Here is a 15,649-nt window from a genome sequence, read left to right as displayed (position 1 = left end):
TCGAGTTCGCAGCCGATGATGTGGGGAGATCAACTGAGCAGGTTTGGCCAACTCAAGAGCCGCACCTGAGGAGTTCAAAGAGCGTCATCACTGAGCCCGACGTGCAGGCGCCACAGGGCGGCGACCTGGTTCTCGGCCAGGGCCTTGGTGCGGTCGGGCGGCGCCGGCCGCCGCTCGATGCCGATCGTGGGGTCGGATTTGATCCATCCCTGGCGTTGCCACCAGCCGATTGCCTTGCGCGCGATGGACAGCTCCCGGTTGACGGTGTCGGCGTCCATCTCGTCCGCCTGCGCCGCCGCCAGTTCGGCGCGCAACTCCGGTAGCGCCGGGTGGTCGATCGCTGCGATCGGGACGGCGGCCGGCTTCGCGCCCCGGCGGGCGGGTCCGGTCGGCGCGGGTTCGCCGGCGAGCATCCATCCCCATGTCGTCAGCGAGATCCGGTAGATCCGCGCGGAGGACTTCGCGATGCCCGCGCCGGTGAGGTACCGCTCTACCGCCGCGGTGTATGACGACGGCGGGGCGGACAGGGGCACCACCGGGTGCGCGGCAGCCGAAGCTCGCCCCCTACTCCGAGTTCGGTCACTGGTTCGATCGTCATGCCCGCCCCGCCTCTCGCGCGCTGCCGCAGTAAATGCGTACACCTCGCCCCGGCGGCCGGATAGGCCCGCCGCAGGTCGCGGTGATCACGGTAGGGGCTCTGCCGCAGTAAATCCGGTCTTTACTGCGGCAGTTGCGAATGCTCCGCTGGGCACCCTCTTCCAGCCAGATCGGCGAAAGTCGCACCTCTTCGATGCACGGGTGGTGACGGCGGCGACGGGACGGCTGCGCCTGTGTCACCACTTCGCGCGTGAGGACCTAACGCTCATGATGGCTATAACACTTGCTTTCGGAGCGCCGGGGAGTCCGGCCTGCTGAGTCCCCTCACGGAAATCCTGTAATGGTTGTCATGCCTCACGGTATTACATCAACCTGTCGACATGCACTCTTCGACACCCAGTGCCCAGCGCGCTGACTGTTCCCACCCCCACCGGCTAGACGGAGCGGCCACCGGTTCTCCGGATGTTCCGTTTGTCTCGGGGAGGGCCGGCTGGTGACTGGCTGCCCGGTGACACCTTCCGGCTCACCCATCCTGGAGATGGCCCGCCGCGCTGCCGAGTATCGCGCGGAAGGCCGTCGCATCATCGACCTCACGCTCGGCGAGCCCGACTTCGCCCCGCCCGCGCACGCGGTTCTCGCCGCTCAGGAAGCCGCTTCCCACCCGTTGGGCTACGCCCCCGCCAACGGGATACCGGAATTGCGCCGTGCCGCGCGGCACGCAGTGGAACGAGACCGCTCCCTGCGTTACACGGATACCGAGGTGGCCGTGGGATGCGGTGCCAAACAGGTCATCTTCAACGCGCTCTTCGCCACCCTGGGCCCGGGCGATGAGGTGATCATCCCTGCGCCCTACTGGGCTAGCTACCCGGACATGGTTCGCCTGTGCGGCGCTGTGCCCGTGATCGTTCCCTGCTCGGCCGACTCGGGGTTCAGGCTCACCCCCGAAGCCCTGGAAGCGGCCATGACCGAACGTACCCGCTGGGTCGTGCTCAACGCTCCCGGAAACCCCTCGGGCGCCACTTACGGCCATGACACCCTGACCGGTCTCGCCGAGGTCCTGCGACGGCACCCCTCGGCGATGATTCTCTCGGACGAGATCTACGCCCACATCCGCTACGGCGAGGGCGATTACATCAGCATCGCGCAGGCAGCGCCTGACCTGCGCGAGCGGATCCTGCTGGTCGACGGCGTCTCCAAGGCGTACGCGATGACCGGATGGCGGGTCGGCTGGGGGTTCGGCCCGGCCAAGCTTGTCCGTCGTATCACCGCCGTACAGACACAGAACTGCACGCAGACGGCGACCGTCAGCCAAATAGCCGCTGTTGCCGCCCTGGACGGACCGCAGACACTGCTGGCGGAACGCCGTGAGACATACCGCCAGCGGCGCGATGCGGCTCTGGCGATTCTGCGGCAGAGCCGGCACCTGGACACGCTGGAACCCGACGGCGCCTTCTACCTCCTTCCACGCCTTGCGACCGGCGACGACCTCGCAGCAGCGGACATCCTCCTCGAAGCGGGATGCGCGACCGTCCCGGGCAGCGCCTTCGGCGCGCCAGGCCACCTGCGGCTCTCCTTCGCCACCGACATCGCCACCCTGGAAGAGGGCTGCCGCCTTGTCGTCGCCACGCTGAACGGGATTCCGGCGTGATCGCACTGACCATCAAGGCGCTCATTCCGGTCGTCCTGCTGATCGCGCTGGGCTACACGCTCAGGCGATCGATGATCACGGACGAGGGTTTCTGGTCCGCAGCCGAGCGCCTGAGCTATCACGTGCTGCTCCCGGCCCTGTTTCTGCACAGCCTGGCGACGGCCGACACCGACGATCTGCCGGTAGCGGCCCTGGCCGGCACTCTGGTCGCCTCCACGGTGACCGTCGCCGTGCTGGTGATCGCCTTCAGGCCCATGATGCGACTGAAGGACGACGGCTTCACCTCCGTCTTCCAGGGCAGCGTCAGGTTCAACAACTACATCGGCGTGACGATTGCCGCCGGTCTGTTCGGAACCCAGGGCATCGCCACCGCCGCGGTATGCAACGCGGTGATCGTGCCAACGGTCAACGTCCTGTGCGTGCTGGTCTTCGCGCGGTTCGGGAGCGCACGCCTGCGCCTTTCGGGCATCGTCAAGAACCTCGCGACCAACCCGCTCATCCTCGCCTGCGCGGGAGGCATCCTCCTTCAGGCACTCGATCTGCGCCTGCCGCCGGGCATCGAGCCCACGCTCCAGGCACTCGGAGCCGCCTCGATGCCGCTGGGGCTCCTGTGTATCGGCGCCGCTCTGCGCTTCGGTGCGGCACACTCCTGGGCGGCACCGATCCTCACGTCCTCGTCCGTCAAGTTCGCCCTCATGCCCGCCGCGACCCTCCTTGCGGCTCAGATGATCGGCCTGGGCTCCCAGGCGCTGATCATCGCCGTGCTCTTCCAGGCTCTACCCACGGCATCGTCCTCATACATCATGGCGAGACAACTCGGCGGCGACGCACCGCTGATGGCCAGCATCACCGCGGCGCAGACACTGCTGGGCATCGCCGCCGTCCCGCTCGTCCTGGCACTGGTCTCGGCATAGCGCCTGCAAGCGGGCGGAAAGCTAGCGCCGCTTCATACGGTGGCGGCGGACCGCGTCGGTGTTGGCGCAGCGCGCGCAGCAGTAGGCGCGGCGACCGTTGCGGCTGGTGTCGACGAAGGCGGTCCGGCAGGAGTCCAGCGAGCAGACGCCCAGCCGTTCCCCCTCGGCCTCCATGGCGAAGATGGCCAGAGCTCCCGCGGTCACGGCTTTGACGCGGCTCTGGACGTCCTGGGCGTCCGGTGCGAAGTGCAGATGCGGGCGCAAGTCGTCGTGTGTGGTCAGGTACACGCTTCCCGCGCCGTCCGCGAGCAGAACATTGATCTTCTCGCACCGTTCGTCCTGCGAGGCAGCCTCGAAAACGGGCCTCAGAACCCGCGACCACGCCCGAATCTCCCCACCGGCCGAGCCGGTGACACGTGAACGCCGGATCGCATGCTCCTGCAGGACCCGTTCCAGTGCCTCAGACCCCCAGGAACCGCTCGACTCGAGATTCACCAGCGACACGGCCAGACGGACTCCGACCATGTTGTCATGTTCAAACTTCACTCAACCATTGCAACACATGCCGGCCACGGGGCTATGGTCCGGCTGCGCAGGGAGCACCACGTACGACGCCGTTAACACTTGGAAACCAAGTCAAGCGGCCCCGGCCGAAAGCGGCCGCGGTCTGGTCCGGCTCGCGCAACGAGGTGGGCCTCACGGTCATCGTCCGGCAGGCGCCACCACGCGGGCGAGGCCAGTACGGTGGCCCCAGGCACGGGCCGGGGCAGCCCGCCCGCAGCGCTGTACAGGCGCGGGTTCATGCGTTCCCCATGGTGGATCGCGCCGTGGTTGGCGGGGGCCCGGGGTCCTGGTACGGAGGCCACGGCGAGGTCGAGGCGGGCGCCCATGTCGAGGTTCACCTCACCGTAGGGCCGGACGTGGGACCAGAACAGCGGGGTCAGGCCGCTTTGCCGCAACGAGCCAGGCGCGATCCTCGAGGCACAGCGGGCACGCCAAAAGAGGCCGGGCACCCGGGTCATCGGGCCACGCGGTGATGCGCACCGTGGCACTGGATGCGATCAGCAGCTGCTCGGGGTGAAGACCTGGGAGTGTGTGGCCCAGCTGGTCCTCATCCCGTTCGACCAGGCTGGCCAGACGGGCCACTGCCGGGCCGCTGAGGAGGACCTCCTGGCGGGACGGCTGGACGTCGGCACTGGCGACCTGCAGGCGGCCGGAGTGCAGCGCCTTGATCAGCTGTAGAGCGAGTTCTAGAAGCCTCTGTGAGCCCCCGTCTCTTCTCCCCGTGTCGGCGGGTGCTTGCTCGGGTGAGCGGGGTTGGGCATGTAAACGGCCGACGCCCAATCCGCCGAGGCGGGTGGCAAGGGCGTCGGCCAACCGAAAACACTCCGCGGGAGAACCCGAGAGGCGTATCTCGTCATCGAGTCTAGCCGGACAAGACAGCGTTCGGTACGTGCTTCCTTGCCGGGTGACGTAAGGGGGGTATTGTTTTCTCGTTGGCGTCGTCGTGGCAGCGCCCCAGCACCGAAAACACTCTCGCAAGGACATCCCTATGCCCGTCTACCGCACCCGGCACGACATCGACGACCCCGCCCAGGAGCTCGAGGCCCCCGCCGTCCCGGATGCGGTGAACCGCGCGACCGCCGACCGCACCCACCTCGCATGGCCGACCACCACCGCGGCCGCGGCCGCGGCCGCGGCCGCCGAACTTGCACAGCTGGCCCAGGCATTGACCGCCCTCGGCGCCAACGTGAGCCGCGAGGGCCAGGACCTCGTCCTGCCGGCCCTCGCCTCCGGCCCGGGCGACACGGTCGGCATCCGCGTGCGCGCTACCGGCCGAGCGCCGCACGCCCTCTACGTCATCACCGCCGCCGACCTGGTCCCGCTGACCCACGCCGCCGGCGCCCTCGCCTACCTCGAGCCGTTCATCGAAGCCGCCGCCCGCGGCTGCGAATGCGGCGCCGAGCCCGGCGAGCCGTGCATGCCGAACCGCCTGCCGGACCCCTCAACCACCCGAACCGCCCGCCCCGTGATGGAGAGACGAAGAAGATGATTCGCGCCGGACGCCTCAAGTACGCTTAGACCATGGCCGACCTGGCCGCCGCGCTCGGCATGCCGCTGGGCACCTTCCGCAACAAGAAGCCGCACACCCAGGAGGGGCACCCCGCTCCGATCAGCTCCCCTGACTCCCGGGCGTTGCTGTGGGACAGAGAGCAGACCGCCGCCTTCTACGCCGGCAAGCCCGTCCCCGCGCTGCCGGATGTCGACGATGACGAGGACCTGCTGGACCGTCACGAGGCCGCGGCCGTACTGGGCGTGGCGCCAAGCAGCTGGAACAAGTACAAGAGCGACCCGAAGCTGGCCGAGCACGTCGTCCTGGTCCCGGCCGGCGAGGGCGGAACGGAGCACTGGCCGCGCAGTGTCGTCCGCGCGTTCAAGGCTTCCCGCCCCGGCCGCGGCGCCGGCGGCGGCCGGCGTGAGGGCAGCGGTGACATGATCCCGCGCGACGAGATCCTGCCGCGGATCGCCGAACTGCTCGACGACGACCCGGCCATCACGCTGGCCACCGTCGCCGACACTCTGGGCATCGCCAAGTTCCCCACCGCCCAGGCCGGCCTCGCGCAGGTGCGCGGCCGACGTATCGCCGACCTCCTCGAGGCCCAGCCGCACCTCACCCCGCAGCAGGCCGCCGAGCAGCTCGGATACCCCACCATCACCCGGCGCGGCGCCGTGGCGATCGCCGAGGCCGAGCTGCGCGCCCGCCAGGCGCTCCCGTACCTGCAGCGGGTGGCCGACGCACTGACCCAGGCCGGCGTCGCCGAGCCGGTCCAGGTCGAGGTCCGCCAACTCGCCGGCGGGCACCTGGCGGCCGCCGTCCCGCTCGCCGCCGGCCAGAGCGCGCCGGCGCTGGTGTGGGACGAGCGGTACGGATGGCGCACCGCGAACAGCCGGCGCCACCCGATCGGCAAGGACACCGGAACCGCGCCGGAAGACGAAGCAATCCGCTATCTCGGCAGCAGCCTCAAGCCCAAGTCGGCCGAACTGCTCGAGGGCTCGCCGACCGACGCAAGGGCTCCAAGCGTCCCAAGGCCTGAGGCAACTGGCCGCTCCCGCGATTCAGCCGGCCTGCAGGTAGCTGGCCGCCGGCCCTACGGTGCCGGAGCCGAAGCGGCGGTTGAGCGCGTACATGGCCTGCTCGGCGCGCAGCCGGTGCTCGCTAGACCGCCAGCGATAGCAGGGCAGCATGCGCGAGCTCGGGGGCGAGAGTGTTGGTTGGGAAGCGGCGCCGGGCGGCACTGTGGCAGCTCGGTCGGCACATACGCAGCTCGCCGCTGCTCGGTTGTCAGTGGTGGTTCCTATCGTGGTGGTCGTAGGGAGATCACGGCAGAGCACCACGGGGGATCCATGTCCGCGACCTGCGTCGTCGTGCCTGCGCACGCACTCCCTGCGTCCATCACGCACGAGGCGACCCGCCGCCGCCTGGCCGGGCCCGGACTGCCCGCGGAGCACGGGTTGATCCGGTTCGGGCCGCTTGCCGAGTCCCGGGTGGTGTCCGTCCCGGATCTGCTCGCCGAGGGGGCGGACCCGGGCAAGCTCGATCCGTACATCGCTGACCTGCTGCTGATCGGACACCTTCGCTGCGAGGAGTACGACGCTCAGGAGGTCGTCCTCGACGGGGCCACGGGCCGGGTCTTCAGCATGTACCTCTTCGAGGACTCGCCCGGCCTGATCGACGTGATCCCTCTCGCCCCCTCCCTCGATGCTCTGACGCGGTTCCTCGCACACGTGGACGACTTCCGGTTGATGCGGGGCAGGTTCGCCGCGCTGGCGGGGCGGACCGGCACCGACGTGGTGGCCGCGGCATCGGCCCTGCTGATGTCGGTCTTCACCGACGAGGACTGGGGCGATGACGGCTGGGGCAGTGCGGGCACTCCGTCTGCATGGGAGCATCCCCTCCCTGCGTTCTGGCGGATCGCCGCCTTCATCCGGCCGCTGGCTCTGGTCGCCGGACCCGGCCACGGCCTTCGACTGGACCTGCCGACGGGGTTGCTGGACCAGGAGTTCGGCCCGGACCAGATGGTGCGCATCGAACCGTCAGCGCTGCCTGCGGCCCTGGTCCACGAGCCGACTCGACGGTTCCTCACGGAGGTCGGGCTCCCGAAGGTGGAACTCATGTTCGGCCTGTGGCGCGATGAATCCCTGCTCCGGACACTTGCGGAGCTCGCGACCCCCACGGACGAAGACTCCTGCCGGATGCCGGCCGACGCGGACAACCTGGTCGGCCTGGGCAGCCTGATCCATGACTTCGAGGTCGTGATCGACGGCCGCACAGGGCTCCTCTCGTACCACCTCTACGGTGACGACACGACGACTCCGGTCAACGCCGACATATCCACGCTGGCGTTCACGATGTGGATGTACAGCCGGGAGCAACGGCTCGACGAGGAGCACGACTTCACTCAGGATTTCTACCACCAGCTCGCCGACACCATGGCCGAGGTCCTCTCGTCGGTGGACCCGGTCGCCTGCCTCCCCTCGGCTGGCGAGGACGACTACCGTTACTGGCCGGAGGTGTTCCACGACGAGGCGGGAGGCGTGCTCTGAGCCTGGCCGCGCCTCCCGGCCGGTGCTGCGAGTCTCGCGGACGCCTTCTACCGGACACCGATCCCGCCCCGCCAGAACGAGTCCATCGCCCTTCCCGGCGACCTTCGCCTACGACCGCTTTCTAGGCAAAGTGACTCAGCGCGCTACTTGGCCAGGGGGCGCGGGAGCATGCACTCAAGTAGTCACTCGGGCAGAGTGCTGAGGTGGCGGACGCGGACGCCGTCCCCCGGCATGTGGCCGCGCGCCCGCTGCAGACGGTCCGTGGCTATCCACGCCCACCTGATCGAAGCACGGCCAATCGTGAAGGCCCGCCAACAGGTCGGCGGGCGGGCGCTCGACTTGCCGGTGGAGTGAACACCGTATCTGACGGCCAACCAGCGTGCTCAGTCACAGTGCGACGGCCTGAGGCTTGCCCATCCACCGACCAGGCTTGCCCAAACCTGTGACCTGCGGAAACGCCGGACTGGTGCATGTACCGGCATGGGAAGCATTCACTGGCCAGCTGTCGTTCACCGCGCTGATGAGGATCTCAGACTTGCTCGCTGAAGCTCCCCATAAGGGCAGTCCCGCGCACGGGAGCACTAGCGATCTGCGCAGGCACCGAAGTCGAGCCAGCCAAGCTTGAGTTCGGGCCAGTCCGCCACCCCGTAGAAGTCGGTCTCCTCATGGCTCACAGAGACCCCGCCGCCGTCCTGCCGACCGATATAGCGGGAAACGGCGCCATCCCCGCCTGACTGGAAGACCTGGAGCTCGGCGCGGCCGTCGTGATTGGTGTCGGTGGCCCGCACCCCGTACACGAACGTCGAGTGCTTCATCCGGATGGTGCCGGTCCGGTCACTGCTCAGGTCGCGGGCGAGAGGCCCGTAGTGCACTTCATGCACCACCATGTTGTCCCGCGGAGCGTCGCCCTCGTCGCGCTGACTGTAGAAGAGGGCCAGATCGAGGTAGCCGTCGCCATCGAAGTCGCCGAAGGTTCCCCGCGTCTCCATGTCCTCCTCCGGTACGCCTCGCAGCTTCTGCCAAAACCCGCGGGCATCGCCGACGCTGACCGTGGTCCGGTGATCGTCTCTCTGGAAGACCACTGAGCTGGTGCCGTCGCCGCCTTGGTCGTGGATCTCGTCCAGTTGTCCGTCCGCGTCCACGTCGGCGCGCAGGATGTTGCTGCCGACGGCGCATATGGCCATGGGCGCATGGTCGCCTGGTTTGGGCCCGGTGCCCAACAGAAGCCACAGGCCGCCGGCGATCACGACGAGGCCAGCTCCGGTAGCCGTGGCGAGCCGCCGCCGACGTGTGCGCTGTCGCGGCAGCGACGAGAACACACCCCCAGACGTGGATTGCCTCGGAGCTGAGAATGGCATGCCAGAACCCTAAGTGCCTGTGTCTGATGCGGACATGCCAGACAGGGTATCGGGCCAGACATGGGAAGGGAGCTGGTGTCGTGGGCCGAAGCCGCTCGTTTAGCGGTGGTCACGTGGAGGCGTTCAGCGTGGTGCGGATCTTTTCGGCGTCGGGGTGGTCGAGTTCGTCGAGGATGGTCAGGGCGTGGTGCCAGGTGTGGCGGGCCGCGTCGGTTTCGCCGACGGCGTGGTGGCTCTCGGCGAGGTGGGTGAGTACTTCGGCTTCGTCTAGACGGTTGCCGAATTGTCGGTGCAGTTCCAGGGCCTGTTGGTAGCAGTCGACGGCCTGGTCGTACTGGCCGAGGCGGTGGTGGGCGTAGCCGTAGGTGTCCCAGGCATTCGCCTCGCCCTCACGGTCTCCGCTGGCCCTGAACAGGTCCAGGGCCTGCTCGCAGTAGGTCAGGGCTTGGCGGTCGCCGCGCACGGCCTGGTACCAGCCGAAGTTGTTCAGGACCTTGGCCTGTCCGGCCTGGTGGCCGGCGGCTCGGAATAGCTCCAGCGCCTGCTTGAGGTGGTCACCCGTTTCCATGTAGCGGTTGTGCTCGGCCAGCACCCACGTGATCTTGAGCTGGGTGAATGCCTGGCCAAGGGGGTCGTCGAGCCGGCGGAACAGGTCGAGAGCCTGGTCAAGATGGGGGTGGGCGTCGTCCGGGCGGCCCAGTGCGCGGTAGGCGAGGGCGAGGCCGTAGTGGGCGTGGGCCTGCCCGGTCTCGTCGGGCAGCCGCCGGGCGGCATGCAGGGCGGTGCGCTGGGTGGCGAGGAGGTCGTGCGCGCGGCCGCACCGGTAGAGGTAGGTGGTCAGGGCCCAGGCAAGCTGCCAGGCATGGGCGTCCAGTCCGGCGTCGGCGGCCTGCTGCACGGCGGCCAGCAGGACCGGATGCTCGGCGGTGAACCAGGCAGTTGCCTGCGCGGGGTGCGAGGTCCGCTCGGGGTTTGCGCCGGGGTGGGGCGGGTGCGGGGTGATGGGAGCGCGGTGCGGGTCGAGCAGGTGGTCGGCGGCGTGGGCGGTGTGCAGGTAGTGGTCGAGCATGCGGTGGACGGCCGGGTGCTGTTCGGTGTCCGCCTCGAGGGTGTTGGCTCGTTCGGCGGCGTAGGCGCGCAGCAGGTCGTGGAGGGTGTAGCGGCCTGGGGCGGGTTCGCTGATCAGGTGGGCACGGATCAGTTCGGCCAGCAGGGGCCGTACCTGATGAAGAGTAAGGCCGGTGAGACTGCCAGCGGCGGGGGCCGAGAGCTCGGGGCCGGGGTGCAGGCCCAGCAGTGCGAACAGCCGCGCCGCGCCCGAGCTGAGGGCGTGGTGGGACCAGGAGAAAACGGTGCGCGCATCGGTCATCGGGTCGTCGCCGGTGAAGGCTTCCAGGCCACCGTCGGCGGCGCGCAGTTCGCCGGCCAGGGTTGCGAGAGGGGCGGCGGTCCGGGTGGCGGCGCGGGCAGCCGCGATGGCCAGGGCCAGCGGCAGCCGGGCGCACCGGGTGACGATCTCCTCCACCGCGTCCGGTTCGGCTGCCACCCGGTGCGCGCCGATGCGGTGGGCCAGCAGATCGCGGGCCTCGGCTGGTGAGAGCAGGTCCAGGGCGATCGGGTGGGCGCCCTCGGCGGCGACCAGTCCGGCCAGCCGGTTGCGGCTGGTCACCACGGCCAGGCAGCCGGCCGTACCGGGCAGCAGCGGGCGGACCTGTTCCGCGGCGCCGGCGTTGTCCAGCACGACCAGTATCCGCCGACCGGCCAGCAAGCTGCGGTACAGCCCCACCCGCGCCTCCAGGTCCGCCGGGACGCGCTCGCCCGGTACGCCCAGCGCGTCGAGGAAGCCCCGCACCGCCTGATCCGGCGTCACCGCCACGCCCGAGGGGTCGAAGCCGCGCAGGTTCACATACAGCCGGCCGTCCGGGAAGCGGTCGGCCACCCGGTGCGCCCAGTGCACCGCCAGCGCCGTCTTGCCCACCCCCGCCGTACCCGACACCGCCGAGACCACCACCGCGGCCGGCCGCTCCGCCGCCGCTGCCAGGAGCCCGTCCAGTTGGGCCAGTTCCTCCTCCCGCCCGGTGAACCCCCGTACTCCCAGGGGGAGTTGCGCCGGGAAGGCCCGGCGGGGCTCCGTGCCGGCAGGCGGCGGTGTTCTGAGTGCCGCAGGTGGGGCAGGTTCACCGCGCAGGATCGCCTGGTGCACTTGCTGCGCCTCGGCGCCCGGGTCCGTGCCGAGCTCCTGGGCCAGCCGCTTCTGCAGGACGCTGTAGCAGGCCAGGGCCTCCGGGCCGCGCCCGGCGACCTGTAACGCCCGCATCAACGCCACGGCGAGCGGCTCGACCAGCGGATGCTCGGCGACAAGACCGGTCAGCGCACCGATCACCTCCGCGTGACCGCCCACGCGCAACTCGGCATCGGCCCAGGCCATCACCGCATCAATGCGCTGCTGCCGCAATCCCTCTCTGGTGCATGCCGCCCAATCACCGGGCAGCCCGGCCAGCGGCTCACCGCGCCACAACCCGAGCGCCTCATGCAGCACCGCCACCCGCGCGACGTCCGTGAGGCCCGCGTCACGGACCTGCGTGACAAGGCTCCGGAACCGGTGCAGATCCACCCGGTCGGGCGGCACGTCCAGCAGATATCCCCCCGGGCCACGCCGAAGCTGCGGTCCGGTGGCCCCACTGTCTGCGCTTCCATCAGTGGGAGCAGCGGTGCCCGCCAAAGCCCGGCGGTTCCGGGCAATGTGGGCGTAGAGCGAGCTGCGTACCTGAGCCGGCGGGTCCTCGCCCCAGACCCGGTCGATCAGCGTCTCGGCCGCCACCCAGCGCCCCGCGTCCACCAGAAGCACGGCCAGGACCATGCGCTGTTTGACCGAACCCAGATCCACCGAGCGGCCCGCGACCCGTAACTCCACCGGCCCCAGCAGTAGAAACTCCACCAGCCCTCCCCCCCGGCGCCACGTGGCCCGGGCGTCGGCTCCGGCCCCGCGACGCCCGAGCGCCCACCCAACCACCCACTGACCAGCGATGCAAGGTACTTGCAAGGTTGTTAGCAACCCCCCTGCCGCACCGTGTGAACAGCGGCCCGTGACACCGGGGAATCACGGGGCCCGGCCACCCGGGCCACGAATACCGGCAGGACGCCCAGAACCCCGCCGCCCCGCATGGCACAGATCGTCAGCTTGCTGGCGGAGGGCCAACTACACCGTCCGTCCCGGGACGTACGTTCGATCTGACAGGCCATGGTTCAAGGACACCGAAGAACCAGGCTGACCATCGGTAACTGACCGTCACCGCACGCCCGACCATCGCACTCCGCGCTCGAGGAATGCTTACGAAAGGAAGCTGGAAAATGAGGAACCTAACCAAGCAAATCGCCATCGGCATCTCGACCGCCACGCTGTGCTTCGGCGCCACGGCAGGAACCGCCGCGGCCGCTCCGAACGGAAGCGTCACACCGCTGTACTGGAACGGCAACTGCTACCCGATTTCGTATACGAGCGGCTCCTTCACGGGATGGTGTGACGGAACTGGCCCGCAGAACTACGGCACCTACGTCGACTGCTCCAACGGGTACAGGTACAACAGCACCTACGTCCGCTGGTACGGCGACCGGCGGGGCGTCACGTCCTACTGTCCCTCGGGAACCATCCGCGTAGGCCAGGGCTACCGCCTGTTCTAGCCCCGCTCTATCGAACCCGCAGTGTAGCGCTGACCTGCGCATTCAAATCCAGTTTGAAATCTCTCGCGCGTCGCCACAGCGCGACGTCGGCCGACTCGGCCGTCACCAGCTTGGATCGTCGATCTTATGGAGTGCAACGTGCGCATGAACTTCACCACCAAGCGAGTCCTACAGCGGAGCCTGGCCCTCGGCACGTCAGTAGCCGCCGGTATCCTGCTCGTCAGTGGGACCGCTCACGCAGACGGGTCCTGGGACCGCACGGAAAGCTGGGGCCAGTTCCACCTCGACATCACCAGCACCACGTACGGAACCTATGTATCCACCCGCATCGCGGACACCGCCTGTGACAGCAATAGTGTGGGCATCAGGGTCGAATTCCTCGACGACAGCGGCAACGTGCTGGCGGCCAGCGACTACTGGCAGAGAGCCGGGTGCAACACTGGCATCAAGAGCCAGGGCGAACCCTTCGATGCCGAAGACCTGCACGGCAAGCGCTCGGGATGGGCGCGGTTCAAGCTCCTCAAGGGCGCCTGGAACTACTACGAGTACAGCTGGGGGAGCACCTACTGGGCGGTGAAGTAACCGCCAGTTCAACGGCGGGCCTGCATGCCCTGACGCATCACAACTCACCCTGGCGTGGCTCACCATGCCGGGGTGAGCGGCTCTCCAGGGCATTGCCTGCCCTCACCCCGATGAACGTGGCTCCACCCTCCGCCTGTCGGCGTCGCTTGAACCTGAACCGTGGCTCATCCAAGATTTCCGTGAAGCCGGTCATGAGCCTGTCGCCGCATCACGATCAAGGTCGTCCCACGCCCCAAGGACGCCAAGGGCTTCGTCGTGCTGCCGAAGAGGTGGGTGGTGGAACGGAGCAACTCGTGGACGATGCGGGCCCGGCGCAACGCGAGGGACCACGAACGCCTGATGTCCCACGCCGAAGCCCACATCCAGTGGGCCTTCAGTACCCTCATGTCCCGCCGTCTGGCCCACCCCCGCCGCCAGACCGAGGCGCTGCAGCCCACCCTCGCAGCCGCCTGAAGCCCAACGCGCTTCCGCTGCCGTTCGGAACAGCGACCATCGACGCCCAACCGAACGGCAAACGGGATCACTACAGCACTTCATGCCATCGTGACCTGCGAAAAGAGGATGTGACACAGCTTCTGAGCGCTTCTGTTGGCGGGTTAGCGCTTGAGTTGGCGGGGCTGAGCGTTTCAGTTGGCGGGCAGGACACTTGCAGCTAGGGCACCAGATCCGATACCACGGCAAGCGGCAGCGACGGGTTGGCGGCTGCGGCCTCCACCACCTGCCAGTCGGTGTCGGTGAGCAGCTCTACGATGGCCGGCGGCGGGAGTGCCGGATGGCGGGCGGCTATGGGTCTCGCCTGTTTGTCTGCCAAGCAGGCGAGCAGCGCCGGGGCCGTCGCATTGCGGTGCCGGGCGACCTCGCGGAACGCTTTCTGTACCGATGGTTGGTGCCGGGTCAGGTCCTCGAGCAGCGCCGGAGTCGCGTCCGGGTTGGCCGCCACCTTGGCGACGACCCGGACTCCGTGCCGGTCGACCATGGCGCGCAGCTGTGCTTCGGAGAGGCCCGGGTTCGGAGCGACGGACTTGACCACTTTCGCGTCGGGGTCGGTGGCCAGCGCGTCGCGGATCTCGGCTGGCAGATCGCGTCGTTGGGCCAGGAGCATCCGCGCGGCCGGGTTCGGCGACTGGGCCAGCTCCTCAACCTCGGCGGGAGATGCGGCGGCGATCCGCGGCAGCAGGGTGGCGCCGATTTTGATAGCGCCGGCCAGGTGGGTGAGCACGTCGAGTGGCACGTGTGGGTTGTGCGCGAGCCTGCGCTGCACATCGTGGCCGCGGTCGTCGGCCAGCGCGCGGATCAGGGCGTCGTCGATCGCGGGATTCTCAGCTAGGTCGGCTCGGACACCGGGAGTGGGATCTGCGGCGAGCCGTCCACACACCTCCGAGGGCAGATCTGGGCGGGCAGCGAGTGCCCGGCGCAGCAGCATCGAAGGATGGTCGGCGAAACCGACGACCGCTTCGGTGGGTGTGGCCGTGTTCCGCAGTGCCGCCTGCTGCATGTCGTGCATGGTGGACTCGTGGGAGCCGTCGCAGGAGGCACGCGGCAGCAGATCGCAGTTGAGCCGCGGGCATTGCTGATCGTGCACGAACGGCGTCTCTTCACGGTCGCAGACCAGACACCGCTGCGCGGTAGGCAGCCCCTCGCCGGCTATCAGCGCTGCCAGTACTGCCGGGGGCGTCGCCTCGTTGGCCGCCACCGCGCGGCGGACCTCGGCATGCGGATGCCCCGCAAGCCTGCCGGCCGCTTCCGGCGTGGTCCACAATGCGAGCTCTGCGACGACTCGTACGTCCGAGTCCGCGGCGAGCGTCTCCACCACATCGGACGGAAGGCCGACCCAGGCGGCCAGCTTCTCCCGGCGCTCAAAGACCGGATCTGCCGCGAACAGGCGCGCCCACTCTGGGCTGCCGGCACGCTCGTCGAGCAAGGCGAGGGCGGCATGCGGCTGTGCCGCGGGATCGATGTCGGCGGCGGTCAGCTTGCCCTCGTAAACGAGCTGTACAGCGCTCTCCTCAACGCGCGAGACCAATGCAACCGCCGTGCGGAGTTGCGAGCCTGGCCGGCGTCATCGAACAGCGAGGGCACCTTGCGGATACGGCAGCGGTCCGCACCCGTCTCGCCTGCCCCGCATGGGCGTTACCCCAATAGACCGGGCAGGTAGGCCAGAGGGCTGACGGCGGTGCGTTCTGTCGTCGGATCTCGGCTCGTCCGGAGCCTTCCAGGAGCGAGCGGGTAACGGGTCAGTTCGCATCCAGGTCAATACCCAGGGC

Annotated in this window: 11 protein-coding genes and 2 pseudogenes; 8 read left to right on the top strand and 5 right to left on the bottom strand. The window is 69.0% G+C overall.

The window, feature by feature from the left end:
* Positions 1-74: 74 nt before the first annotated feature.
* Complete coding sequence (locus OG741_RS00490) at positions 75-536, bottom strand: hypothetical protein (protein ID WP_405593948.1); 462 nt, start codon at positions 534-536, stop codon at positions 75-77.
* 554 nt (positions 537-1,090) lie between these two features.
* Here OG741_RS00490 and OG741_RS00485 point away from each other — a divergent pair.
* Both OG741_RS00485 and OG741_RS00480 read left to right on the top strand, forming a co-directional pair.
* Complete coding sequence (locus OG741_RS00485; RefSeq protein ID WP_405593946.1) at positions 1,091-2,245, top strand: pyridoxal phosphate-dependent aminotransferase; 1,155 nt, start codon at positions 1,091-1,093, stop codon at positions 2,243-2,245.
* Positions 2,242-3,159 (top strand): AEC family transporter, encoded by a 918-nt coding sequence (locus OG741_RS00480; RefSeq protein ID WP_405593944.1) that lies wholly within the window; start codon positions 2,242-2,244, stop codon positions 3,157-3,159. The genes OG741_RS00485 and OG741_RS00480 overlap by 4 nt, the downstream gene beginning before the upstream one ends.
* A 21-nt stretch (positions 3,160-3,180) precedes the next feature.
* Here OG741_RS00480 and OG741_RS00475 read toward each other — a convergent pair whose 3' ends face one another.
* The gene (locus OG741_RS00475; RefSeq protein WP_405593942.1) at positions 3,181-3,684 is read right to left on the bottom strand and encodes a CGNR zinc finger domain-containing protein; all 504 of its coding nucleotides are present in this window, start codon (positions 3,682-3,684) and stop codon (positions 3,181-3,183) included.
* Between the two features lie 552 nt (positions 3,685-4,236).
* Between OG741_RS00475 and OG741_RS00470 the strand changes: the two genes are divergently transcribed.
* The 3 genes from OG741_RS00470 to OG741_RS00460 all read left to right on the top strand — a co-directional run bounded on the left by OG741_RS00470 (position 4,237) and on the right by OG741_RS00460 (position 7,764).
* A complete protein-coding gene (locus OG741_RS00470; RefSeq protein ID WP_405593940.1) occupies positions 4,237-4,401 on the top strand; it encodes a hypothetical protein in 165 nt (54 codons plus the stop codon).
* Between the two features lie 310 nt (positions 4,402-4,711).
* A complete protein-coding gene (locus OG741_RS00465) occupies positions 4,712-5,212 on the top strand; it encodes a hypothetical protein (protein WP_405593939.1) in 501 nt (166 codons plus the stop codon).
* A 32-nt stretch (positions 5,213-5,244) separates the two neighbouring features.
* Positions 5,245-7,764, top strand: coding sequence for a DUF6292 family protein (locus OG741_RS00460; protein WP_405593937.1), 2,520 nt, complete (start codon positions 5,245-5,247; stop codon positions 7,762-7,764).
* Positions 7,765-8,345: 581 nt separating this feature from the next.
* Here the strand turns inward: OG741_RS00460 and OG741_RS00455 are convergent.
* Positions 8,346-9,011 (bottom strand): hypothetical protein, encoded by a 666-nt coding sequence (locus OG741_RS00455; protein ID WP_405593935.1) that lies wholly within the window; start codon positions 9,009-9,011, stop codon positions 8,346-8,348.
* Between the two features lie 220 nt (positions 9,012-9,231).
* Positions 9,232-12,060, bottom strand: a complete 2,829-nt coding sequence (locus OG741_RS00450) for an AfsR/SARP family transcriptional regulator (RefSeq protein WP_405593933.1) — start codon at positions 12,058-12,060, stop codon at positions 9,232-9,234.
* A gap of 413 nt (positions 12,061-12,473) precedes the next feature.
* Here OG741_RS00450 and OG741_RS00445 point away from each other — a divergent pair, with 413 nt between their 5' ends.
* From OG741_RS00445 to OG741_RS00435, 3 genes and pseudogenes are all read left to right on the top strand, one after another.
* Entirely contained in the window at positions 12,474-12,803 is a 330-nt protein-coding gene (locus OG741_RS00445) for a hypothetical protein (protein WP_405593932.1), read from the top strand.
* Positions 12,804-12,947: 144 nt separating this feature from the next.
* Positions 12,948-13,385 (top strand): hypothetical protein, encoded by a 438-nt coding sequence (locus tag OG741_RS00440; protein ID WP_405593929.1) that lies wholly within the window; start codon positions 12,948-12,950, stop codon positions 13,383-13,385.
* 207 nt (positions 13,386-13,592) lie between these two features.
* Positions 13,593-13,784 (top strand): annotated as a pseudogene (locus OG741_RS00435) (IS5/IS1182 family transposase); the annotation flags it as partial.
* Positions 13,785-14,037: 253 nt separating this feature from the next.
* On the opposite strand, the pseudogene OG741_RS00430 reads toward OG741_RS00435, so the two are convergent.
* Positions 14,038-15,417, bottom strand: a pseudogene (locus OG741_RS00430) (hypothetical protein); the annotation flags it as partial.
* Positions 15,418-15,649 lie beyond the last annotated feature (232 nt).

Source organism: Streptomyces sp. NBC_01410 (genome assembly GCF_045040195.1).
Classification (GTDB): Bacteria; Actinomycetota; Actinomycetes; order Streptomycetales; family Streptomycetaceae; genus Streptomyces.
The sequence above is the reverse complement of the archived record's forward strand: the minus strand, read 5'-3'. Positions and strand labels throughout refer to the sequence as shown.